Origin of the sequence: Paenibacillus foliorum, from assembly GCF_013141765.1 — a bacterium.
GTDB classification, from domain to species: domain Bacteria; phylum Bacillota; class Bacilli; order Paenibacillales; family NBRC-103111; genus Paenibacillus_S; species Paenibacillus_S foliorum.
Genome location: NZ_WHOD01000070.1, coordinates 101,553 through 126,508, shown reverse-complemented (window position 1 = coordinate 126,508; position 24,956 = coordinate 101,553). Strand labels below are relative to the sequence as shown.

Genomic DNA, 24,956 nt, shown 5'->3' with positions numbered 1-24,956 from the left:
TGACTTGAATGAGGAGAATAAGCGCAGGGCAACAAACCTTTAATGTATTTAACATTACATTCTTAACCATCTTGGCGTTGCTTATGTTTCTACCTTTTTTGAATGTATTTGCTCAATCGTTAAGTGACTCGGAAGCCGTTGTTACGGGAAAAGTGTTCTTCCTTCCTGTCGATTTTACTTGGATTAATTACCAGTATGTGTTTAGCGATGCATCCATTTGGAGATCGTTTGCTGTTACGGTTTATATTACAGTAGTAGGTACAATTATTAATTTGATTGCAACAGCATCACTGGCTTACCCTGTTTCAAGACAAGAGTATATGGGAAGAAAATTCGTAGTATTCTTTGTTTTGATCACGATGGTGTTCAGCGTACCGCTAATACCTAACTTCATTTTGATGAAAAGCTTGAATTTGACCAATTCGCTTTGGGCCCTTTTAATTCCTGGAGCCATCAGTGCTTTCAACTTTTTCGTAATGAGAGCTTTCTTTATGCAGATACCTCCTGAAATCATTGATTCTGGTCGTATTGATGGTTGCACAGAGCTGAGAATGATTTGGAACATCGTTTTGCCACTATCCAAGCCTGTTATGGCTTCATTAGGAATTTTTTACGCAGTAGGACATTGGAATACTTATATGGCGGCTCTATACTACGTGAACAAGCCTACTCTATGGCCGCTACAGGTAAAGCTTCGCCAACTAATTACAGCTGACGATATTAATATCGATCCATCAGCATCCCAATTCAGTTCATTGGTTCACTCCAATCCCGAAGGGATTAAAATGGCGACTATTATTATCGCAACGCTTCCGATTGTATTGATCTATCCATTCTTGCAAAAGCACTTCGTTAAAGGGATGATGATCGGTTCGGTTAAGTCCTAAAGACTAATAGCATTAAATTTTTAACCTAAAGAAAATACAACTGCAACTAAAGTCACTCCATTGTTCATCGTAGAAGAGCACACTATAATGTGGTTACTGTGAAAGCGCTATTAACTTAATTGTAAAGTACAAACATGTTGAGAGAAGAGGGGTTTAAAAATGAAAAAATGGTTAAAAGTAAGTATGGTATCTGTGTTGGCAGTAAGCACGCTTTCTGCTTGCTCCAAGCCACAGGAAGCTCCAGCCGCACAAGGGAGCAAACCAGGTGAAAAAGCGAAGTTCTCCATTTCAATGCGTACACTGGCTTTTAACCACGTGGAGAAGTCTCCAAATATTAATGAGGACAAATGGGTTAAACTATTAGAGGAAAAAACAAATACGGACTTAGATATCGTGCTTGTGCCTCACAAAGAGTTTGAGCAGAAGATGGCGCAGATGTTTGCAACTAACGACATCCCTGATGTTGTACAAGGTAGTGGAGGTACAACGGGTAAAGAGATGGCTGGTTCTGTACAAGCTGGAGTTTTCTTACCGCTTGACGATCTTTTGCAAAAGCATGGCCAAAATTTGTTGAAAAAGATTCCAAAAGAAGCATGGCAGAAGGAAACTTTGAATGGCAAGATTTATGCAATTCCTGAGTTCTTATCCAATCCGTCCCGTCGTACTACTGCAATTCGTAAAGACTTGCTGGATAAAGCCGGTTTGCCAATTCCGAAAACGGTTGACGAGTATTTGAATGTTATGCGAAAGTTCAAGGAAATGGGTGTTGAGAATCCATACCAAGGCCGTGAAAATTTCAAATATGCAGATACTTTCTTTGGCGCCTATGATGCATTCCCTTACTTATCCATGTTGACGCAGCAAGGCGATCAAATCGTACCGAAGTTTTTCAACAGTGATAACATGATGAAAGCGTTGCAGACTTATAAAACTATGTTTGATGAAGGTTTGATCAATAAAGAATTTGCTACAATCAACCCGACTGTTTATAAGAACTCGGTTCTTGCCGGTAAATCAGGAATTTGGTCTATGAATGCTAATGAAGCTTTGCAATGGGAGCAACAATTGAAGGCTAACGTACCAACTGCCAAAATTGAACTTATTGCATCTCCTACAGGTCCTGATGGCAAGGGTGGCCATTATTTATACAATTCTGTAACCCGCGCATGGTTTATTAATAAAAAAGCTAAAAACCCAGAAGCCATCATTAAATTCTATGATTGGATGCTGTCTGATGAAGCTGAAAAATTCTTTACATTTGGTGTTGAAGGTCAAAACTACACAACTGAAAACGGTAAAATCAACTATAAAACACCTACGGATCCTGCAGCTGTAGACGAAGAACGTTACCGTCAAGCATTCTTGTGGATGGTACAAGACACAACCTACAACAAAGGCACTCTTAGCATGACAGACGAAGGTAAGAAACTGATGAGCGTTTATGATAATATGCTTGCAAAAGAGGGACGCGATGGTATTCAAATCGATCCAGGTCTAGATGCTTACATGAAAAATCCAGATATTACGCCTGCATCAGATACTGCTCCTCCTGTAATCTTACAGCATATGGTTAAAATGGTTTACGGTAAAGAGCCGATCTCCGATTGGCCGAAGGTTCTTGAAGAGTGGAAATCCAAAGGCGGTAACGACGTTATTAAAGAAGCAACTGAGAAATTTAATAAAAAAGATCCGAGTGTAACGATCAGCATGCCGCGCCGTTAGTAGTAACTTTACTAAGCGCGAATGGGCTTACGACATTCGTCCTCAGCTCCTCACGCCTAACCAGCGTGGGGAGTGAATTTTTATACCAACCATTCACCAACTTCTGTATACTATACTTAGATTAACTACTAGCTACTACACCAGAATAAGGGGTGTTCCTCATGTTTAGAATTTTGATTGCAGATGACGAACCGATGATCCGTAAAGGACTGCAGAAGCTGATCCAGCAATCCGGTCAGCCTATTGCGAGCTTACGGCTTGCAGAGAACGGAGCGGACGCACTGCTGCAGATTCAAGAGGAGCGTCCCGATTTTTTATTTACCGATATCCGTATGCCTAAAATGGACGGGTTGGAGCTGTGCAGACAAGTTTCAGAGCTCGATCCTGATATCCATATAGTGGTAGTCTCTGGTTATAACGATTTCGAGTATGCACAAAAGTGTGTTTCCTATGGAGTTAAGGAATATATCTTAAAGCCAATTAATAAAAAAGCAGTTGATACGGCTTTGGTCAAGCTTGCACATCTTCATGCGAAGCAAATGACTCAGGCATTTGTTTCTGTTAACCGGTTGGAAGAATGGGTTTCTATAGCAGAGGATGCGATCTGGTCGCTTAAGCATCCGGTTTTATTGGAGATGATAATCAAAGCTCGAAGTGAGCTTACTTCATATAATCTCCGTTTGAACCAGCTGGTAGATTTGTTGGGCGAATTCTCTGCATTATTGAATAAACGATTGAATGAAAGAGACGTATTTTCATTCTCGGAGCGTCTGCAGCTGTTTGACGTTTCGACCATAGATGAAGCATGGACACGGTTTGAAGCTAGCCTGGAGCTATTATTTCAGGATTTGCGAATTAAGCGCAAGGGGAAGCTTAGGGATCCTGTAGAGGAAGCTAAGCATTATATTGAAGATCATTTGGCTGAGGAAGTATCGCTAGAGGAGGTGGCCGACCGAATTGGACTGAATGCCTCTTATTTTAGCCAGCTGTTCAAACAGTCGACACAGGAAACCTTTGTACAATACCGTACTCGCAGAAGAATTGAAAAAGCCAAAAAATTACTCGCACAGCCGCATTATCGAATTACAGATATTTCAGGTGAAGTAGGATATGCAGATCATCCTCATTTTACTAAAACGTTTAAAAAATACACAGGCTTATTGCCATCTGAATTCCGGAACAAGCTGGGGATTGAATAATGAAGAGACGATCGCTGTCCGGGCAAGTTTTTTTTTACTTTTCAATTGTTATTGTACTTTCTTTAGCATCCGTCGGGATAGTCTCGTATGTCCAATCGTCACGCGCGTTGGATCATCAGGTTGAGCAGTATATGGATCAAATGATTGATAACGCAGCGTATCAAACTGATATTTATTTACAAACCTATGAGCTGCTAAGCAATTCATTTTCATCCAATTCCGATGTAAGGGCCTTTTTTGAAATCGGAAAAGAAGATGTGTATGAGTATTATTATTATTCGGATCAAATCAGGACGTTTGCTTCAAAATCTGTACAGTCTATTATTACGCTTTACAAGCAGCTCAATGCTATTTACGTTGTAGGCCAACAGGGCAGGTCGGTTATTTATGATAATCAGAACTTTTTGTCTCTAGATGCGAGCCTGCTCCCAGAGAAATACGACTTCTTGATGAAATCAGCACCTGATAACAATAAAATAGTTCTGCTTAATACTAGCATCCGTCCTGAGGATCAGGGAACTGTTGTTACTATGGTGCGGAAGGTTCGCGGCGCTTCTTACGACCGAAATAGGGGGCTTGTTGCCATTGAGTTTAAGCTGCAGGAGCTAGCCAAAATTTGGGATCGTGTGAATATTGGCAAGGACGGGTACTTTTTTATTATGGATGACAATGGGAATTCGATTTACCATCCGCCGAATTTTCAACCTGATGAAGCCATGTTTAAAGAAATTTCAACCCATATTTCCGATAGCGAAAACAAAGTGTTTACAACGAAATATCAAGGTGAAAATCGCATGTTTGTAGCACGTAAATCGGATTACTCCAATTGGCGATTAGTTGTTTCGATGCCACTAGATGAGCTGCGCAAGCCGATCTCTACGATCCGCACAGTAACCTTGGTAGTTGGTTTGGTAACTCTAATCCTAGCCTTGCTGCTTGCTTCACGATTTGGACGGTCCATTGTGGCTCCAATTCGTGAGTTGAAAGAAAGCATGCGGGAAACGGAAAAGGGGAACTGGAAGCACTTGGATGAGAATGGGCGAACCGATGAACTAGGTGGTCTTATTCATAGCTATAACTTAATGGTTACGCGTTTATCCGAAATGATTGATAAAGTGTATGCGGCAGAGCTTGAACAGCAGAAGGGAGCTCTTCAAATTCAAGAAGCGGAGCTTGAACGGCATAGAGCTGAGTTTCAAACCCTACAGCTGCAAATTAACCCGCATTTCCTCTACAATACACTGGAAACGATCAATTGCTATGCTATTGTCCAAGACTCGCATGAAATTACAGAGATGGTTGAAGCGATGGCCTTTATGCTGCGCTATTCGATTCAAACAAATTTGGAAGAGATAACTATAGCTAATGAATTGAATCATGTACGTAATTACTTAATCATTTTGCAGCATCGGATCGATCGGGAATTTGAGATCGACGTAATCATTCCACCCTCTCTGTTGCTAGAGAAGATGGTAAGGTTGACTTTGCAGCCGATTATTGAAAACAGCTTTCAGCATGCTTTTCCTAATGGCATTGAGGCTCATCATACGATAAGCATTGATGCACATAAGGGGGATGGATTGTTCAAGGTCATTGTTGAAGATAATGGAGTTGGCATTGCACCCGATCGACTGAGGCAGCTTCAGGAGCAATTAATGCTTAATAGATTGGCTGAGGAAGAAACTCAGTCCGGCTACTATCGCCGTGGCGGTATAGGCTTGATGAATGTTCACCGTAGAATTCAAATGGTGTTTGGTGAGCAATACGGGTTGAGCGTAGAAAGTGAGTTGGGTAAGGGGAGCCGATTTATATTAACAATGCCCGATAAGCCCAATAAGAGATCTATTTAAATATAAAGAAAATGCTGCTTATAGGACAGCTCATATAATAGGAGGAAGTAGTAAATGAATACACAATTACATGGAAAAATTGCACTTGTGACCGGATCGAATGCAGGAATCGGCCGTGCCATCGCGATGCTGTTAGCGGCGAATGGTGCCAAAGTAGGTGTCAGTTACTTAAATAACAAGGAGCAGGGGGAAGAAACGGTAAATCTGATCCGTCAAGCAGGAGGACAAGCTGAACTATTTCAAGCAGATGTGACTGCTGCGGCACAAATCGAAGGCTTGGTTAGCGGAGTGGAAAGTGCGTTTGGAGGCACTATTGATATTCTTGTTAATAACGCAGGTCATTTGGTTCAACGTATCTCGAATGCGGAAATGACTGAGGAGCTTTACGATAAAATTCTGAATGTTAATTTGAAGAGTACTGTATTCATGTGCAAGCGTGTGCTTCCAGGAATGAAAGCTAAGGGGACAGGTCGAATTGTGAACATGTCATCTATTGCTGCTTACAATGGCGGTGGACCTGGTGCCAGCATTTATGCGGCAAGCAAAGCGGCAGTAGCTAGTTATTCCAAAGGCTTAGCTAAGGAAGTTGCGGGCGACGGGATTACTGTAAACATTGTTTCTCCTGGTTTTATTGGACAGACAGCATTCCATTCTACATTTACTAGTGAAGATGCTAGAAAATCAACAGTTAACGGTATTCCTTTGAAGCGGGAGGGTACACCGGAGGATGTTGCCGGAGCCGTATTGTACTTGGTCTCTGATCTGGCATCATATTTGACAGGTGAGACGCTAGAAATCAACGGGGGGATGTTCATGCGATGAGAATATCAGAGAAGCTAACTAACACAACTTGGGCAGCCCCAACGTTACAAGCATTGAAAGCAGAGCTCGATCAGCTGGAAGCCAGCGGCAGCCTGCATATCCCTAATGAGCCCGGTGGTTGGTGGCATCAGTATGTATGCCCGACTCATCACACGGAGCTCGAGTTTGACCCGACTGAACGCGATGCTCAAGTGTTCCTCTGCCCTCATGGGTGCCGCATAGAGGGAGACGCTTACCGCGGCGCATGGCTGGTGTTCAAACACCAGTCCATGGCGCGGGTCGCACTCCAAGCGGCAGCGGTGTACGCGGGAACGAAGGAGCAAGCGTATGCGGATCTAGCGAAGCGGATCCTTGTAAGCTATGCGGATCAGTTTCCGCAGTATCCGGTGCATCCAGACGCTCAGCCTTGGATGCTTAAGGGTAGAGCATTTCATCAAGCGCTTACGGAAGCTATATGGTCTACAACGCTATTGCGTGCCTATGTGCTGCTGCAGGATGAAGGCATAACTCTTAATAAGATAGAACAAGCCGCATTGGATATGTTTCTTTCCATGCTGGAATCCAGCATGACACAATATCGTTATATATTAATCCATGAACGTAAAAATGCCGAGAACAATTATACAGCATGGTTAAATGCTGCCCTTTCCTGCGTCTACACAATAAGAGGGCAGCGTGAGCAGCTAGTAGACCTCATTGATAGTGAGGGTGGTTGGAAGCATCATTTATCCATAGGTGTAAAGCCGGATCAATTCGAATTTGAAGGAAGCACTTATTATCATATTTTTGTATTGCGCGCTTATTTGATCTCTGCAGAAATGGCGGAGCGTTTCGGTATTGACTTGTATCATGCCCAAGGTGAACAGGGGCAGTCGATGAAGGGAATGTTCGACGTACTTGTTGGATTATCCGATGATCAAGGTGTTCTACCTGCACTGCATGACGGTCCGCTAGCTAGAGTACCATTCGCTAGAGAGATTGCAGAGATTATGGAGATAGGACTTGCTGCATATGGCAACGAAGCCTATGCGCCAATCTTGGGAGAAGCCTATCGGCAAATGGATGGAGAACGCTGCCGTATCTCATTGGAAGCTTTGGTTTACGGTGAAGGAAATGCCGATTTGACTGGACCTATGCCTGGAAGAAGCTCATTACTTCTAGCTGATTCCGGATTTGCTGTCGGCAGGAATCCGAATAACGGGTTATCATTTCTTGTAGATTTCGGTCCGCATGGCGGCTCTCATGGGCACTATGACAAGCTGCACTTGAGCTTGCAGCATCAAGGAGGAGCGTTTACACCTGATCTTGGAATGGTTCCTTATGGCTCCTCACTGCGTAAAGAATGGTTTGCAGAAACGGCAAGCCATAACACAGTGTCCGTTGGAGGTAAGTCTCAAGCTATTCACGAAGGCCGCTGCAAGCAATTCACTGAAAGCCAAGATTCTGTCTATGCTTGGCTGCAATCTGACGCTGCTTATGAGGGAGGCTTGCTTGAACGCCATTTGTTATTGACGGATGAATGGTTGTTGGACTGGTTTGAAGTTAATCTGAATAGCGAGCAGACGATTGATTGGTGGATGCACGCGATTGCTGCACCAGAAGCTATCGGTGGAAGATGGGCAAGTATAGAGGGTGACGCTAGAGAAATATTAGGCTCTCAGGAAAGCGGCTATGACCGCATTGAGCTGCTGGGACGCTACGAGCCAAACGCAAGAACAGGGACGGAAGATACGACTTCCTTGTTAACAGTTCGCTATAACCTTGACAACTCAGAATCTGGTACATTGTATCAATCGACAGTAATGTTCGATAGAGAAGTAGATGCACTTTACCGGGTCGAAACACCGGGAACGTCCGTTGATCCTAGCAAGAAGCTGAGCGGATTATTGCATCGGCGTAACGGCCGTAAGGTCAGCTTTATTCATCTTTATAAGCTTGGTTCTGCTCCTGCTGTAAGCTGGCAGTCAGCAGCTGCTTATGGTGGGATAGGTGCAGGGCGAATTATTATTGGGGATCAACAAAAGAGAGCTGTTTGTGAATTGGATGCAGAACAAGGACTGAAAGTGACATGGGAGGAAGACAATGAGTAAACCCTTATATCAGCCGCAGAGCGGCGTATTAACTGTACAATATGCCCCGAATGAGCAATCGGTTCTGATTGAAAACCCGCCGCGCTTTACTTGGATACCTGCTCAATTGGAGCATGATCGCTATATTTTGCAGTATTCACAGTCATCACAATTCGACTTGGAGGCAACTGTAACGGTTCTCTCGATTGATTATAATTTATACACACCAGATCATGTATTGGAGCCTGGAGTTTATTACTGGCGCTATGCCCTTCTTCTTGAACAAGAAGAGGGGACTCCTGGCACTGATATATCGGATATTCAAACCGAATGGAGTACGGTTCGTTGTTTTACGGTTACTGAGGGTTTACCTGAAACGCCTTTGGCTGGCAGAGGGGAACGGTACGCGCAAGCGGCTAAGGAGCATCCAAGGCTGTGGCTGCAAGCTAAGGAATTGCCAGATTTTCGACGTAAAGTCAATGAAAACCCTGCTTCTGTAGGATGGGATGTCTTTTACGAGCGTTCTGTTAAGCCTTGGATCGAACGTGAGCTTATCTCCGAGCCACAACCATATCCTAACAATAAACGAGTAGCTAATCTGTGGCGTCAAATGTATATTGACTGTCAAGAAGCACTTTATGCGGTTCGCCATCTAAGTGTAGCTGGTGTAGTTCTTGAGGATCAGAACCTGATAGAGCGCGCCAAAGCTTGGCTGTTTCATCTAACAAGCTGGGATGTTAACGGAACTACAAGCCGTGATTACAACGATGAAGCGTCCTTTCGTATTACTGGAGCATTGGCATGGGGTTACGATTGGCTGTACAACGAGTTGTCTCAGGAAGAGCGTGAGCTAGTAAGGGAGAACCTGCTGCGAAGATCAGAGCAGATTGCATTTCATGTTATCGAGCGCAGCAAGATCCATCATGTACCGTTTGACAGCCATGCCGTACGCTCCTTATCTTCTGTACTTGTTCCCGGCTGTATTGCAATGCTTGGTGAGGAAGAGAAGGCACAGCAATGGCTTAACTACACTTTAGAGTACTACGCTTGCCTCTATTCTCCATGGGGAGGGATTGACGGTGGTTGGGCCGAAGGGCCGATGTACTGGACTACAGGAATGGCTTTCGTAACCGAAGCGATCAACTTGCTGAAAAAATATACGGGAGTTGATTTTTACCAACGTCCATTTTTTCAAAAAACCGGCGATTACCCTCTATATTGCTTTAGTCCGGACACACTCCGCACAAGCTTTGGCGATCAGTCAACATTGGGGGATCCGGTCAGCTTGAAAACAGGCTTCAACATTCGTCAGTTTGCAGGTATTACGGGGAATGGTTTGTATCAATGGTATTTTGAGCAAACCAAATCCATCGATACGGATTCAGAGATGAAGTTCTACAATTACGGATGGTGGGATTTCAGATTTGACGAGATGGTTTACCTGAATGACTATCCATCTGTTCCTGCCCAGCAGCCTAAGGAAATTGAACCGGTCAAATGGTTCCGTGATATTGGATGGGTAGCTTTTCATGCCAAGATGGACCAACCTGACCGTCATATCATGCTGTTGACCAAAAGCAGTCCATATGGTTCCATTAGTCACAGTCATGGGGATCAGAACGGCTTCCTCCTCCATGCATATGGGGAACCGCTTGCGATTGAGAGCGGCTATTATGTTGCTTTTAACAGCACGATGCATATGAATTGGCGCAGGCAGACACGCTCAACGAATAACCTGCTCATTGACGGTTTAGGGCAATATGCGGGAACGAATAAAGTGCTGAATATGGCCGCATCCGGAATAGTGGAGGATGTGCAGACACATCCGGCTTATACTTATTCTCGTTGTAATGCAACAGCGGCTTATAAGGAAAATGTGCCTTACCTGGAGCGCTATGTACGAGAGCTGTATTTCATCAACGAGTCTTATATCGTAGTTGTTGATCAAGTGGATCTCTCGCAGCCTGGCAAGATTGATTGGTTATTCCATACCTTATATGAGATGAAGCTGGATGGACAGTCGTTCAAAGTTAAAGGACAGAAGGCCGATATGGACGGACGCTTTGTATACAGCTCCTCCGGTGATCTGGAGCTATCACAGACTAGCGAATTTACCGATGTGGACCCTTCAGAAATTGAAGGCTTGGATCGCCAATGGCATTTGTCAGCTTCAACCCGTGTCGCTCGAAGCCATCGTATTGCAACCTTGCTTGTACCAATCCGTAAGAATGAACCGAAATACGTATCCTATTTTATGGACGATCAGGGACATGGTGTCCATCTGTACTTCACTGAGGACGGCATTACGCATAAGATTGAAGTGCCAAAGCCGTACTAGAACGAAGGGGTGCTGAATAGCGCCTGCAGTATTGAATAGCCCCGAATTTGCTTGTTCATGCAAATTTGGGGCTGTTTTAATATGGAAAAAACACCCGCCCCCAGCAAGATGATGGTATGCGAGTGCTTTTGATGTAAAAGCGGTGAAACTAAGAGCTAATATGATGAGCTAATTATTTTCCAGCTTTTACTTCTTCGAGTAAGCTCAGATCCAAAAACTTACTCAAATCCAATTCTTCTTTTTTGATGTCTTTGATATAACCAGCATCGATGGACACTTTAGCCATTTCCTCAATAGCTGCTTTATTAACATCTGTAGTTAAATTCAAGCGGGATATGGCTGCCTTAATAAGGTTGATTTCCATTCCTTTTCCACTAAGAGCTTTAAGACGGTTATTGATCAACTCATAAGATTTATCTGGATTCTTTTTGATGAAATCAACAGCGTCCGCGTTAGCTTTAATCGCTTGCTTAACCATATCGCGGTGCTCTTTTAGAAACTTGTCACTAGCAGCAAGCAGGGTTAGAGGGTAGTCACCATTGTTGGGTGGAATTTTGTTCCAGTCCACGATGATTTTGCCTATTCCTTCTTGCTCCATTTGAGTGCCCCAAGGTTCTGGAACCAATGTAGCTTCAATTTCCTTCTGACGCATTGCTATTAGTGTATCAGCTGGCGCGCGTGCAATGATTTGAACGCCCGTTTTATCCGTTGTTACATTAAGGTTGTTCTCTTTAAGCAATAAACGAAGTGAAATCTCATTTGTACTTCCCTTAGTCGGGATTGCAACTGTTTTGCCCAATAAATCCTTCGGACTTGTAATACCTGAATCCTTAGCTGCTACTAGTACGGCTCCGCCATTATTAGATCCGGAGACGATACGGAAGTTTTTACTTTTAAGAAATTGGTTAGTTGCAGGACCAGGGCCCGTGTAACCTAAGTCGATTTGGTCTGTTGCTAGTGCTGTTGAAAAGTCGGAACCGTTGTCGAATGCAGTAACTTCAATCTTTACATTCTCACCCCAGTATTTCTGGAACAAGCCTTGCTCTAAAGCGACATAACCTGGTGCATGTGTGACGTTTTTAAAAATACCTAGTCTAACTGTAGATGCAGGTGCGGAAGCTTTCGGTGCTGCCGCGCCATCCTTGGCAGGTTCTTCTTTTTTACCGCAAGCAGATAGCACCAGAACGGTAACTAACATAATTGCTAATAATAAGGACATATTTTTTTTCATAGTATTCTCTCCCTTTTTTTTCGCCTGCTCAATTAACTGGACAGGTCGTTTAATTCAGTAATTGCTATTTCTTCTGACCGGCTAAGCCGTATCGTATTAATATGGTATCCTCCAGCCTCTTAAAGCAGAAGTGGTCAGAAAGTGTGCCTAGTGCTGCGATAATAATTACGATACAAAGCATCAACGCTGTATCTGCAAGATTACGGCCGTCCTGAAGCAGTTGTCCAAGTCCAACACCCTTGGCAATTAGCTCCCCAGCTACTAGAGCCCGCCATGCAAACGCCCAAGCAACGCGGACGCCTGTAATCATATGAGGGAAGGCTGCTGGAACCATAACCTGGTAAAACATCCGGAAGCCATTGCCGGTTCCCATGGTTTGTGCGGCTTTTAAGTAGATTGGAGGAATATTCATGATGCCTGTACGGCTGGACATTGCCATGGTCCATGTTGCTCCCAGAGTAGTAATGAAAATAACTGAAAAGTCGTTCATTCCAAACCAGATAATGGCGAAAGGCAGCCACGCAATACTTGGAATGGTTTGTAGCGCAACAACTAGAAAGCCAAGAGTGTCATCGAGCAACCGGTATCTGGCAAAGAGAAATCCAAGAACAGTTCCAATAACGATTGAAATTACGAATGATGTTAACAAGCGGCGCAAGCTTTCATAAGTCGCTTCCAGTAGTCTTCCATGGACAAGTCCGTCGTAAAAGGCTTGAAAGGTCTGAAAAACGGAAGGGAACTTCCAGCCCCAATCAAAGATTCTAAATCCCGCCTCCCAAGCTATCAGAAGCAGTACCAGAAAGAGTGTTCTTCTTAATGCTGTACTCATCGCCCATTTCCTCCTTTACCACTTTTTCCAGCTCATCAGCGAGAGCATCCATGATACTGTTTTCTACGTGGTGGAGGATCGGATCGGCCAAATCTCTTGGACGGGCGGCTTGAACAGAAAACTCTTTCTTTATGGTGCCCGGACGGGTCGACATAACAAGCACACGATCGGAGAGGATAACAGCTTCACGTATATTATGAGTAATAAATAGAATAGTTTTTTGTGTGCGCATCCAGATTTCTTCCAGATCCTTATGCAGAATGAGCCGAGTCTGTTCATCTAGCGCTGCGAACGGTTCGTCCATGAGTAATATCTCCGGGTCCATAGCCAAAGCACGGGCAATGGCTGCCCTTTGCTTCATACCGCCTGATAGCTCGTGAGGGTATCGGTCGGCAAACTTGCTTAAATGAACGGACTTGATCTGTTCCATTGCCAGCTCTTCACGTTCTTTTTTTGAAACTCCCTTTTGTTTTAATCCAAAGGCAACGTTATCTAATACAGTTAACCAAGGAAACAAGGCATGTTCCTGAAAAACGACGACACGGTCCGGGCCTGGTGTGCTGCAAGGTCTACCGTTGACGGTAATAACTCCTTGCTGCGCTTGTTCTAACCCTGCAACCAAATTAAGGAGCGTTGACTTTCCGCATCCCGACGGTCCAAGTAAAGAAACGAACTCCCCTTTTTTTATCGAAAGAGATACGTTATCAATTGCTGTAAACAAACCGCCTGTACGCTGATGAAAAGTCTTGCTTACTTCCTTGATTTCGATCAAATTGGTTCACTCCCCCTAAAGTCCCAGCAACGGTACTTTTCTTATGTAAGATCAAGCAAAATTGTTCTAGAGATTATTCAGCGTAAGAAGTTTTTCTTATACCAACCTATTTTATCGGAATTAATGCTTTTGTCAATATAAAATTTAAAGAGGAAAATTGTCAATACATGGCGAATTATAGTAGGACGGGTATTTTTGTAAAGGCAAGGTGTAATTTCAGATCGTTTATTAGCTACATAAGTTTATTAAGAAAGGTTTGGATAATTATGAAGCAATGGAAACGTGTGCTTATCGCAGGAACGCTGCTTGGCAGCACTTTCACCGCAGGTGTATTCGCAGAAGATGTGCTTCAGCGGGTGGAAGCTTATTTACGACCGGATTTTAATATTGTTTTGGATGGATCTCCAGTAAAACTTAATGGCCCAACTCTTATTTACCAGGACTCAAGTTACCTGCCTTTGAAGGAATTAGGGAATTTGCTTGGCGCGAATATTCTATATAAGGATGTCAATAAAACGATTTATATTAACAGCCGCATTAATCCCGAGCAGATCGTAGATGAGAAGGACCTCACTACAGATGAGTTTAAGCTTAAGAACCCTAATTCTATTATGGTTAATTATTTAGGCGCTGATTACCCACTGCTGCTTACTAATGCTGAAGATAAGAACAATAATTCCACCAAGCTGCTGTACTACCGTTTGTCCGATCTTAAGAAAATGGGAATAGAAACAGGCGGAATGAAGAAATCGAAGGAAATGTACACTGAAGAATTGTATGTGACTGAAACCGAATTAAAGCAATTTGTGAAGCAACTGCCGACCCAAAACAGAAGCACGAACTATGATCGTTATGTTATCGCGGGAGAAGTTAATACAAAGAAACTCGAAGCTCTTCAGAATCACATAAAAACAACTATGAATTCACAAAATAAGGATAACAAGGACAAGGACAGAAATTTCCGATACACTTCCAAGCCCATTATTGTAGATAAAACAGAAAACGAAAATGAGTATCAGTATTTATATTATCAGACCACTTATTTTGATAAAAATGTAAGCTACCGCTATGTTCGAACGAAGCTGACTCTGACTAAAAGAGAGATCGATAGCGACGGCTACACGATCAATACCCATGCTATGACCGATTTAAATGAACAGCTGGACATCAGAGAGAGAAAAAAGACAGAGGATGAGGCTAAAAAGGTGATTGACCCTATTCAACCTTAAATTATCCTGCTCCTCCTTATATGGGAGATCCAATAAAATAGACTGGCCACATTAAAGTGGACCGGTCTGTTTGAAGTAAGTTAAGAATATTGTCCCAAGGTGTGTTCGTTTCAAAAAATGGATAAAATAAATAAGTAAAAAGGTCAATAAACCAAGTTGCTAAATCATATGATTCATAATAAGATAGAAGTAAGTAACTGAATTGTCTGAAAATTCTATCAAAATATGTATGGAGTGCCATTTTTGGGAGGGGATTGCCGTGAGTAAGAGTCATGAAGTGGAATATTGCAACCTTGAGTTACGATTTGACCGTCGGCTAATCCGTAATTTCATCAAAGCGTTAATTCAGGAGGGCTATTCTTTATATTGGAATGAAAGCGAACAGCAATTTATTGTTTCAATCCGAACTGGAAGGAAGCTGGTAAAGCTGAAGTTTCAACGCATTGGCGAGCGTTACAAAATTGTGGGTAATTACTCCTTTAAAGATGAGAAGCTAGCGGAACTGATGGAAAAAATGATTGGCGATACTCGCGGTCATGCAGTAGTAAAACGATTTAAGGATCGACAAATATTGATTGAGAATATTATGTTTGGGGAAATTATTCGTATGGTAGAAATATCGGGTGTTGAACATAAAGTATTATTTCAGAAGGAACCGGTTGTTACGGTAGAGGAAATGATGCAAGCTTTTAAATCCAAGCGTCCAGATGAACGTATTCCCGTGCTTCGATTGGAGCTCGATTATGAGTTAGCCACACTGCATGATGCCATTCAGTCACGTGACAATGAAGCAATCAGAACCAGTAAAGAAAGGTTGTTGGAACTAAGGCATGAGATGCTGCTGCTGGAAATGTAGTTTATATGATTGAAGGGTCTGTGGCAAAATGCACAGACCTTTTTCATGGAGAAATACAGCAAAACAAGTGCATTCAACGCAAAAAATGTTCGTTGTTAACGTGTGCATCTATATGATATTATTAAGGGTAGAGGTGGGAGTATTGACTGTTACAATAAAGGATATTGCAAAGCTTGCTAACGTATCACATACAACTGTCTCAAGGGCATTAAACGATAGCCCGTTAATCAATCAAGAGACGAAGGAAAAAATTAGGCAGCTTGCCACCAGTTTAAATTATACACCCAATTACAATGCTAAAAGTCTAGTACTGGATAGATCTTACAACTTAGGGCTGTTTTTTTCAACTCTCCATACGGGTACCTCGGCAGGTTTTCTTTATGAGTCTGTCAAGGGTGTAAATGATGTAATTAAAGACCAGTATAACTTAATAGTACGCGGAATCGATGATTACACGAGTTATCAGAAAGTGAATCGGAAAAGCTATGATGGTATTATTGTTATGAGTCAGAGCTCGAGTGACCAATCTTTTATTGAATATGCAGCCGAAAAGGAAATTCCCTTGGTTGTATTAAATCGGGAGATTGACAACGTTCAAGTGATGAATTTGATTCCGGACGACCAGGGCGGTGCTTATAAGGTTGTCGAATATTTGATTCGTCAAGGCCATAAGGACATTGCTATTATTGAAGGGAAACAAGATTTCAAATCTACACAATCTAGACTGGATGGTTACAAAGAAGCAATGATCCGTTACCAGGTCCCCTTGCGGGAAGATTATCAGGCTCATGGTAATTATGATTTGGAAAGCGGCTATGCGGCTATGAATCATCTGCTGAAGCTGGAGGCTCGGCCTACAGCGGTTTTTTGCTGCAATGATGACATGGCGTTAGGAGCTATTAAGGCGATTACGGAGAAGCAGCTTTCAGTTCCAGGTGATATTTCGGTTGTAGGCTTCGACGATCATATTTTTTCCGGCTTTATGTCTCCAGCCCTGACGACAGTTCGCAGACCAATCGAACAGATCAGCAGGGAAGGAGCAGCCAAGCTGCTCACTTTCATAGAAACCAAGCAGGTTGAAAAAGAAAAGATTCTATTCCATACGGAACTTGTCATAAGGGATTCCGTAAAATCGATTACAGGGGGCAGATGATTATGAGTATACTAAGAAAAGTGCTTGAGGACATTCCGATACCGCAAATGATAAAAATTCGTCAAAGGTTTGACGGTACCAAGCTGGAAGACTTAACAGGCGGTCTTGAAAGTGAACTGCAAAAGCCAGGTGCCATTGATCAAATTAAACCAGGTCAGCAAGTAGCGGTCGCTGTAGGCAGCCGAGGCGTAGCTAATATTGCGTTATTTACAAAAGTAACAATTGATGCTATAAAAAAAGCCGGAGGACATCCATTCATCGTTCCGTGTATGGGAAGCCATGGTGGTGCTACTGCCGAAGGTCAGAAGGATGTACTGCACCATCTAGGTGTTACTGAGGAAGCTATGGGGGCTCCTATCCGCTCTTCGATGGAAGTAGTCAAGCTGGATGAGCTGCCTAATGGCTTGCCAGTCTACGTCGATCAGATTGCTTCCACAGCCGATGCAATTGTTGTAATTAACCGTGTTAAACCACATACGGCGTTCCGCGGGCCTATTGAGAGCGGTATTATGAAAATGATTGCAATTGGTCTAGGAAAGCAAAAAGGCGCAGAAGCTTGCCATCAGCTTGGTTTCAAATATATGGCCGAGAATGTCCCAGCTATGGCGAAGATTATGATTGACAAGCTGCCTATCGTTTTTGGGGTGGCTCTGGTTGAGAATGCTTATGACGAGACCTGCCGCATTGAAGTGTTGCCTGCGGCTGAGATTGAAGCTCGTGAGGTGGAACTGCTTGTTGAAGCGAAAGCGCGTTTGCCGAAAATTTTGTTTGATCAAGTCGATGTACTCGTCATTGACTATATCGGTAAAAACATAAGCGGCGATGGCATGGATCCGAATATTACAGGACGTTATCCAACTCCTTATGCGCACGGCGGGCCGGATGTTTCGAAGATGGTAGTCCTAGATTTGACACCTGAAACAAAAGGTAATGCGAACGGGGTAGGGACAGCTGACTTCACTACCCAACGTCTTGTTGATAAAACAGATCTGCATGCTACCGTTGTTAACGGGCTTACGTCAACGGTGTGCGCACCTACCAAAATTGCGAGCACATTGGATAATGATTTTTACGCGATCAAGGCGGGCGTAAAAACTTGCAATATTTTGGATTATACAAAATGCAGATTGGTGCGCATTCAAGATACGCTGCATTTGGGTGAGATTGAAATATCAGTGAATCTGTTGGAAGAAGCTAAGCTTCATGCGGATATTGAAATTTTAAGCGAGCCGTATGATTTGCAATTTGACAGTGAAGGGAACCTTGTGAAATGAGTTTGTCTGTTCAAAAGCCTTACATTTTAGCAGCAGATATCGGTACAACTAGCACCAAAACACTCGTTATTGACCGTGATGGCCGTGTGCTTGCCTCGCACTCGGTAGAATATCCGCTTCATACGCCCAGACCCGATATGGCTGAGCAGGATCCGGATGAAATTTTCCAGGCGGTGTTGACTTCTATCCAAGCAGTAGTTGCTATAGCTCGGATTTTGCCAAGCCAAATTCTTTGTGTATCGTTCAGTTCGGCTATGCATAGCCTGATTGCTGTTGATCGCGACCTGAATCTGCTTACCCAATGCATTACGTGGGCAGATAACCGCAGTGTGGACTATGCGCGCATACTGAAAGAAGAGATGGATGGACATCAAATCTACATGAACACCGGAACACCGATTCATCCGATGTCTCCGCTGCTTAAGCTTATGTGGTTCCGGGATAACAGGAAGGATATTTTTGAACAAGCCTATAAATTTATCGGGATCAAGGAATATGTGTTTGCCAAGCTGTTTGGCCAATATGTTATTGATTACTCGATTGCCAGTGCAACAGGCTTGTTTAATCTGCGTAAACTCCAATGGGATGAACAGGCGTTGGAAGCTTGCGGCGTTCGCGCTGAGCAATTATCTGAACCGGTATCCACGGTTCATCACCTTGCTGGTATGAAGCAGGAATACGCGGTGGCTATGGGGCTTCAAGCGGATACTCCATTTGTTGTGGGGGCCTCTGACGGGGTTCTAGCTAACCTTGGAGTGGGTGCTTTTGAAGAAGGCGTTTATGCTGTGACAATAGGTACTAGCGGTGCTGTGCGCGGTGTAGTGCGTGAGCCGATAACAGATCCGAAGGGCAGATTGTTTTGCTATGCCTTGAAAGAGGATTTCTGGGTAGTTGGCGGTGCTATCAACAACGGCGGCATTATGTTCCGATGGGTGCGTGATCAGCTAGCAACTGCAGAGGCAGAAGAGGGACGTCGCAGAGGTATGGACCCCTATGATTATTTAACTTCTCTGGCTCAGGAAGTTGCTGCCGGCTCTGACGGTTTGATTTTCTTGCCGCTTCTAGCCGGCGAACGCGCTCCTTACTGGAATGCAAATGCCCGCGGCGTCTTTTTTGGCTTGTCTCTTTATCACCAGAAGACGCATATGATCCGAGCTGTGATGGAAGGTGTTATGTACCGGATTCAATCGGTGCTAACCGCTTTGGAGGAGCTTTCTGGGCCAACCAAAGAAATTCGTGCTTCAGGCGGCTTTGCACGTTCTAGCTTCTGGCTGCAAATGATGTCTGATGTAACAGGAAGTTCCGTTGTTGTTCCTAACTCAATCGAGAGCTCTGGATTGGGTGCGGCACAATTGGGATTACTAGCAATGGGTGAGATCAAAGATTTCTCAGCGGTACATCAGTGGATGCAAATCCAGCATAGTCATAAGACCAATAATGAGAATTACAATCATTATCAGGAGTTGACAACGATTTACAGTCGTGTGTACCATCAGTTGAAGGATGAATTTGATATGATTGCTGAATACCAACAGAAGTATACAAAGTAATCAAATTCAAGTGCAGCAGCAACAAGGGGTAAGGTTTTATCACTAAATTTAGGAGGATCACAATGAATTTATTTGACTTGACTGGAAAAACTGCCGTTATTATCGGCGGGAACAGTACTTTGGGTGGAGCTATGGCGATCGCTTTAGGCGGTCATGGAGCTAATGTAGCAGTTGTCGGCCGTAATGCGGAGAAATCTTTGGACGTGAAAAAAAGCATTGAAGAAGCTGGAGGTAAAGCAGAGGTTTTTTCAGCTGACGCAACTAAAGCGGAAGACCTGCAAAAAGTACTTGCCGATGTTTTGGCTTGGACTGGCCGCGTTGATATACTGATGAATTGCCCAGGCAAAAACAGCCCGACTCCATTCTTTGATATTCAGATGGAAGAGTGGGATTCTATCATGGAAGTAAATTTGAAAAGCGTAGTATTGGCTTGTCAGGTTTTTGGAAAACATATGGTGGACAAAGGAGAGGGAGGAAGTATTATTAATATTTCGTCCGCGTCTTCTGAAATTCCGTTGTCACGCGTGTTTACCTATTCCGCTTCCAAGGCTGCGGTTAACAACGTTACTAAGTTTTTGGCGCGTGAATTTGCACCGGCACGTGTACGTGTTAATGCAATCATTCCAGGCTTTTTCCCAGCAGAACAGAATCGTAAAATTTTGTCTCCAGAGCGTACAGCATCCATCATGGGGCATACACCAATGAATCGTTTCGGTGATGCGCAAGAACTGCAAGGTGCAGCTGTATTCCTTGCTTCCGAGAAAGCTTCCAGCTTTGTTACTGGCTCACTCGTTACCGTTGACGGCGGATTTACGTCGATGACAATTTAATGACGCATTTTCAAAATCAATTATAAATCGTATAATAGGCTAGATAGGATAAAAGAAGGAGAGGAATTAAACAAATGTCTAAACAACAAGTTGGCGTAATTGGATTAGCGGTCATGGGTAAAAACCTGGCATTAAATATCGAAAGCAGAGGGTTCACTGTATCGGTTTATAACCGCTCCCGTGAAAAAACAGATGCTTTGATCGAGGAATCAAAAAAAAATCTAGTAGGTACATACAGCATTGAGGAGTTCGTAGCATCTCTTGAGAAGCCCCGTAAAGTATTAATTATGGTTCAAGCCGGCGCAGGTACGGATGCAACAATCGATTCTTTGATTCCACATTTGGATAAAGGCGATATCATCATTGATGGCGGGAATGCGTTCTTCCCAGATACACAACGCAGAAACAAACAATTGGCTGAGCATGGCCTTCGCTTTATCGGTACTGGTGTTTCCGGCGGTGAAGAAGGCGCTTTGAAAGGTCCTTCCATCATGCCAGGAGGCCAAAAAGATGCTTATGAATTGGTTGAACCAATTCTAACAGCGATTTCCGCGAAAGTGGGTGGCGACCCTTGCTGCACATACATCGGACCCGACGGTGCAGGACATTATGTGAAAATGGTTCACAACGGTATCGAGTACGGCGATATGCAGTTGATTTGCGAAGCATACCAATTGCTGAAAGACGTTCTTAACGTTAGCACGGATGAGCTTCATGAAATTTTTGCTGAATGGAATAAAGGCGAGCTTGACAGCTACTTGATCGAGATCACTACCGATATCTTTACTAAGAAAGATGCAGAAACTGGTAAAGCAATGGTAGATGTGATCCTTGATTCCGCTGGCCAAAAAGGTACCGGCAAATGGACAAGCCAAGATTCCCTAAACCTTGGTATTCCTTTGTCAATTATTACAGAATCCGTATTTTCCCGCTTCCTCTCAGCTATGAAGCAAGAGCGCGTTGCTGCAAGCAAAGTGCTTAATGGACCGAAAACATCTGCTTTTGAAGGAGATCGCGGTGAGTTTATAGAAGCTGTTCGTAAAGCTCTGTATGCTAGCAAAATTTGCTCCTATGCACAAGGCTTTGCCCAAATGAGAGCAGCTTCTGAAGAATACAACTGGAGCTTGGACTACGGCAGCATCGCTATGATTTTCCGTGGAGGCTGCATCATTCGTGCCCGCTTCCTGCAAAACATTAAAGATGCATATGACAAAAATGGTGAACTGAAAAACCTGTTGCTTGATGATTACTTCAACAATGTTGTGGATAACTATCAAGATGCTTGGAGACTGGTTATTGCTACAGCAGTTACTCGCGGTGTTCCTATTCCTGCGTTTGCTTCTGCATTAGCTTACTATGATAGCTACCGTACTGAGCGTTTGCCTGCTAACCTGCTTCAAGCACAAAGGGATTATTTCGGAGCGCACACTTTCCAACGTTTGGACAAGGAAGGCTCTTTCCACTTCAACTGGATGGAGAATTAATAGAAAGCTATAACCGGCTTTTGGTTTTGGATGACTTAGGCGGAGTTAAGCCGTGAGTCGCTTCTGAAATCCAGTTTTTCAAACGGTCAGCTTCTTGATCAAAGCCGTTACGCCGTTGTATCAGCATTAAAGAAATATCAGCGAAATAACGGAAGTTTTGCATTAAACGTGGCTGGGAGAGCTCCATAAGTTGGGGATCCTCTTCAGCCACCTTTTTTTTAATGAATTCTAAAATCCAGACGATGTCATCTTTGCACAACGGATGAGCAGGATCAAGAATTTGTTCCAGCTTTCGCTGTGCAAGAATCGCACTTACCTGTTGAGGTTGATGCATTGCAGGTTGCATGGAAGAATCATCTCTCTTTCGTATATTAAAATACATAGTACTAGGATGGCTGTACAACTGGGGTTTATTCACCATTCATCTTATGATTTTGTCCAACTTTATATTCATGATGTTCATCATATGGTATGATTATAGGGTTATTATATAAGGTACTCAGAGGTGTGAACGCGTTGAAAAAAGCGAATGTGATATTAATAGGTTTTGCTGGGACAGGTAAATCAACAGTAGGAAAAGCATTGTCAGAGCAGTTAGGCTGGCAATTTATTGATACTGATCAGCGAATAGAGGAATTACAAGGGGTCAGCATTACTGAGATGTTTCAAACAATGGGAGAGCAAGCTTTTCGTACTGTGGAAAGTGAAGTCATCGATCGCACTCTAAAGGTGGAGAATCAAGTTGTATCTACTGGGGGAGGGGCTGTCTTGGCTGAGCGAAACCGGGCTCGAATGCAAGAGAGTGGGATTGTCATTAATTTAACCGCTACCAAGGAAATCATCATTACTAGGGTAAGTAAAGATCAAAGCCGCCCCCTCGTACAAGGTAATGTGGAAGAAAAGGTGACGGCATTAATGGAAAGTCGCAAGCATGCTTATGATTTTGCTGATTTAGCCATAGATACAAGCGAATTATCAGTAACTGAAATCGTTGAGAGAATAGCAGCCGTTCTTTAGAGTGATTCCCATTCTAACATGCCACCGCTCATATTCTTCAAATTCATAAAGCCTTGTGCAGTTAAGTATTCATAGGCTTTTCCGCTGCGGTTACCGCTTCTGCAGACTAGAATGGTCTCTTTGTCCTGTGGAATCTCTTTTAATCGATTTGGGATTTCCATGAGGGGGATGGAGATAGCTCCTGGAATCATGCCAAGGGCAATTTCATCCGGTTCTCTAACGTCAATAATATGTAGATCTTCTTTATTGATCATTCGGTCTTTTAATTGCTGTGGAGTAATAGTTGTCATGCTTTTTGAACCTCCTAGAGTTTTCGTAGATAACTAGCTTCGTAATCTTCTGTTGTTTTAGTTCTTTAAATGGGTTATCCATGTCAATGATATAGACAATACATAGCAGGTGTCAAACTTCCAGGTTTCCATCCTAATACCCTTATGGTAAAATTGCTGTAACTTATATGTTGAAATATGGCGGATTATTTGCTGAACAGGAGAGATACATATTCATGAAAGCTATTGTAAAACCGACAAATCATTTACAAGGAACAATTAATGCTTTATCATCCAAAAACTACACAACTCGTTATTTGTTGATCGGTGCCCTTGCTGAAGGGACAAGCACCATTTATTATCCCGCACACAGTGAGGATAGCGATGCTATGCGTCGTTGTATTCGTGATTTGGGAGCTATCGTTGAAGAAGATGATGAGAAAATGACGATCCAAGGCTTTGGTAAGCATCCAAAGCATGTGAATGAATTAAATGTTGGCAATGCCGGGGCGGTACTTCGTTTTCTTATGTCTATTGCTTCTTTTTGCCCTGATCTGACATTTGTTAATACCTATCCTAATTCGCTTGGAAAAAGACCGCATGATGATTTAATCGATACGCTTCAGCAAATGGGAGTGGAAATTGAACATAACCAAGGAAAGCTGCCTATAACAATCCGCGGCGGTCAACCTCGTGGGGGCAAAATTCAAGTATCGGGTAATGTAAGCTCCCAATTCTTGAGTTCATTACTTTTTATGACACCATTGCTGGAGGAAGACAGTGAAATTGAAGTGCTTCACGACTTAAAATCTAAGGTTATTGTAGGTCAAACCTTGGAAGTTATCGAGCAAGCCGGAATCCGGATTGAAGCATCAGCAGATTTAATGCATTATAAAATACCTGGTCGTCAAACCTACCAGCCTCAGAAATACGTTGTACAGGGCGACTATCCAGGTTCCGCAGCTATTCTGGCTGCTGCCGCGGTTACTCATTCCGATGTGACTGTACTGCGCTTGGAAGAGAAAAGCAAGCAGGGTGAGAAGGCAGTTGTTGATGTATTGAAAGAAATGGGGGTTAATTTAACCCACGAGAATGGTGTTGTACATGTTCAAGGGAACCAAAAGCTGAAAGCCGGAGAGTTTGATGGAGATCATTTTACCGATGGTGTTCTGGCGATGGTTGCTGCTGCTGTATTTGCTGAAGGAACATCCCGCTTCTATAATGTCGAGAACCTTCGTTATAAGGAATGCGACCGAATTACAGATTTCGTTACAGAGCTTCGCAAAGCAGGAGCGGATGTAGAAGAAAGACAAAGCGAGATCATCATTCATGGACGTCCTCAAGGGGTAGCAGGTGGTGTAGAAATCAATGCACATTATGATCACCGTGTTATTATGGCGTTAACAATAGTAGGCTTACGTTCGGAACAAGGGCTTGTTATTAGAGATGCGCACCATGTTGCGAAATCGTATCCGCATTATTTTGAGCATTTATTGTCATTAGGCGCTCAAATAGAGTTGGTTGAAGAATAAAGTTTTCATTTTATTAAAGCATTCATTATGGATTGCAACTAAG

At 43.3% G+C, this 24,956-nt stretch carries 21 protein-coding genes; 16 read left to right on the top strand and 5 right to left on the bottom strand.

The features are described 5' to 3' along the window. Positions 1-8: 8 nt before the first annotated feature. The 7 genes from GC093_RS19160 (at position 9) to GC093_RS19130 (ending at position 10,887) form a co-directional block, all read left to right on the top strand. Positions 9-887 carry a carbohydrate ABC transporter permease gene (locus GC093_RS19160; protein WP_171653495.1) on the top strand — a complete coding sequence of 293 codons (879 nt, stop codon included), beginning with the start codon at positions 9-11 and terminating at the stop codon, positions 885-887. A gap of 159 nt (positions 888-1,046) precedes the next feature. Next, positions 1,047-2,609 (top strand): extracellular solute-binding protein, encoded by a 1,563-nt coding sequence (locus tag GC093_RS19155; RefSeq protein ID WP_171653494.1) that lies wholly within the window; start codon positions 1,047-1,049, stop codon positions 2,607-2,609. A 161-nt stretch (positions 2,610-2,770) separates the two neighbouring features. Continuing rightward, positions 2,771-3,808 (top strand): response regulator, encoded by a 1,038-nt coding sequence (locus GC093_RS19150; RefSeq protein ID WP_171653493.1) that lies wholly within the window; start codon positions 2,771-2,773, stop codon positions 3,806-3,808. Then, positions 3,808-5,658 carry a sensor histidine kinase gene (locus GC093_RS19145; protein WP_171653492.1) on the top strand — a complete coding sequence of 617 codons (1,851 nt, stop codon included), beginning with the start codon at positions 3,808-3,810 and terminating at the stop codon, positions 5,656-5,658. Before GC093_RS19150 ends, GC093_RS19145 begins: the two co-directional genes overlap by 1 nt. Before the next feature lie 54 nt (positions 5,659-5,712). Then, positions 5,713-6,480 carry an SDR family NAD(P)-dependent oxidoreductase gene (locus GC093_RS19140; protein ID WP_171653491.1) on the top strand — a complete coding sequence of 256 codons (768 nt, stop codon included), beginning with the start codon at positions 5,713-5,715 and terminating at the stop codon, positions 6,478-6,480. Beyond that, the gene (locus tag GC093_RS19135; RefSeq protein ID WP_171653490.1) at positions 6,477-8,570 is read left to right on the top strand and encodes a heparinase II/III domain-containing protein; all 2,094 of its coding nucleotides are present in this window, start codon (positions 6,477-6,479) and stop codon (positions 8,568-8,570) included. The genes GC093_RS19140 and GC093_RS19135 overlap by 4 nt, the downstream gene beginning before the upstream one ends. Next, the gene (locus GC093_RS19130) at positions 8,563-10,887 is read left to right on the top strand and encodes a DUF4962 domain-containing protein (RefSeq protein WP_171653489.1); all 2,325 of its coding nucleotides are present in this window, start codon (positions 8,563-8,565) and stop codon (positions 10,885-10,887) included. Before GC093_RS19135 ends, GC093_RS19130 begins: the two co-directional genes overlap by 8 nt. 172 nt (positions 10,888-11,059) lie before the next feature. Here GC093_RS19130 and GC093_RS19125 read toward each other — a convergent pair whose 3' ends face one another. The 3 genes from GC093_RS19125 to GC093_RS19115 form a co-directional block, all read right to left on the bottom strand. Further along, positions 11,060-12,118 (bottom strand): ABC transporter substrate-binding protein, encoded by a 1,059-nt coding sequence (locus GC093_RS19125; RefSeq protein ID WP_171653488.1) that lies wholly within the window; start codon positions 12,116-12,118, stop codon positions 11,060-11,062. Between the two features lie 64 nt (positions 12,119-12,182). After that, positions 12,183-12,947 carry an ABC transporter permease gene (locus GC093_RS19120; protein ID WP_171653487.1) on the bottom strand — a complete coding sequence of 255 codons (765 nt, stop codon included), beginning with the start codon at positions 12,945-12,947 and terminating at the stop codon, positions 12,183-12,185. Continuing rightward, positions 12,880-13,719, bottom strand: a complete 840-nt coding sequence (locus tag GC093_RS19115) for an ABC transporter ATP-binding protein (protein WP_171653486.1) — start codon at positions 13,717-13,719, stop codon at positions 12,880-12,882. Before GC093_RS19115 ends, GC093_RS19120 begins: the two co-directional genes overlap by 68 nt. Positions 13,720-13,985: 266 nt before the next feature. Between GC093_RS19115 and GC093_RS19110 the strand changes: the two genes are divergently transcribed. From GC093_RS19110 to gnd, 7 genes are all read left to right on the top strand, one after another. Continuing rightward, complete coding sequence (locus GC093_RS19110; protein WP_171653485.1) at positions 13,986-14,948, top strand: hypothetical protein; 963 nt, start codon at positions 13,986-13,988, stop codon at positions 14,946-14,948. A 259-nt stretch (positions 14,949-15,207) separates the two neighbouring features. Beyond that, positions 15,208-15,804, top strand: a complete 597-nt coding sequence (locus GC093_RS19105; RefSeq protein WP_171653484.1) for a YkzI domain-containing protein — start codon at positions 15,208-15,210, stop codon at positions 15,802-15,804. Between the two features lie 142 nt (positions 15,805-15,946). Next, positions 15,947-16,957 (top strand): LacI family DNA-binding transcriptional regulator, encoded by a 1,011-nt coding sequence (locus tag GC093_RS19100; RefSeq protein ID WP_171653767.1) that lies wholly within the window; start codon positions 15,947-15,949, stop codon positions 16,955-16,957. 2 nt (positions 16,958-16,959) lie between these two features. Next, a complete protein-coding gene (locus GC093_RS19095) occupies positions 16,960-18,231 on the top strand; it encodes a nickel pincer cofactor-dependent isomerase, group 22 (RefSeq protein WP_171653483.1) in 1,272 nt (423 codons plus the stop codon). Beyond that, positions 18,228-19,781, top strand: coding sequence for a gluconokinase (gntK, locus tag GC093_RS19090; protein WP_171653482.1), 1,554 nt, complete (start codon positions 18,228-18,230; stop codon positions 19,779-19,781). The genes GC093_RS19095 and gntK overlap by 4 nt, the downstream gene beginning before the upstream one ends. A 62-nt stretch (positions 19,782-19,843) precedes the next feature. Beyond that, positions 19,844-20,611 carry an SDR family oxidoreductase gene (locus GC093_RS19085; RefSeq protein ID WP_171653481.1) on the top strand — a complete coding sequence of 256 codons (768 nt, stop codon included), beginning with the start codon at positions 19,844-19,846 and terminating at the stop codon, positions 20,609-20,611. 74 nt (positions 20,612-20,685) lie between these two features. Beyond that, positions 20,686-22,095 (top strand): NADP-dependent phosphogluconate dehydrogenase, encoded by a 1,410-nt coding sequence (gene gnd, locus GC093_RS19080; RefSeq protein ID WP_171653480.1) that lies wholly within the window; start codon positions 20,686-20,688, stop codon positions 22,093-22,095. Positions 22,096-22,102: 7 nt separating this feature from the next. Here the strand turns inward: gnd and GC093_RS19075 are convergent, their stop codons facing one another. Continuing rightward, positions 22,103-22,441, bottom strand: a complete 339-nt coding sequence (locus tag GC093_RS19075; protein ID WP_171653766.1) for a hypothetical protein — start codon at positions 22,439-22,441, stop codon at positions 22,103-22,105. 161 nt (positions 22,442-22,602) lie between these two features. Between GC093_RS19075 and GC093_RS19070 the strand changes: the two genes are divergently transcribed. After that, complete coding sequence (locus GC093_RS19070) at positions 22,603-23,112, top strand: shikimate kinase (RefSeq protein ID WP_312886563.1); 510 nt, start codon at positions 22,603-22,605, stop codon at positions 23,110-23,112. Here GC093_RS19070 and GC093_RS19065 read toward each other — a convergent pair. Beyond that, complete coding sequence (locus GC093_RS19065; protein WP_171653478.1) at positions 23,109-23,402, bottom strand: rhodanese-like domain-containing protein; 294 nt, start codon at positions 23,400-23,402, stop codon at positions 23,109-23,111. The two genes, GC093_RS19070 and GC093_RS19065, sit on opposite strands and share 4 nt — an antisense overlap. Positions 23,403-23,617: 215 nt before the next feature. On the opposite strand from GC093_RS19065, the gene aroA reads away from it, so the two are divergent. Continuing rightward, complete coding sequence (aroA, locus tag GC093_RS19060) at positions 23,618-24,913, top strand: 3-phosphoshikimate 1-carboxyvinyltransferase (RefSeq protein WP_171653477.1); 1,296 nt, start codon at positions 23,618-23,620, stop codon at positions 24,911-24,913. Positions 24,914-24,956: the final 43 nt, after the last annotated feature.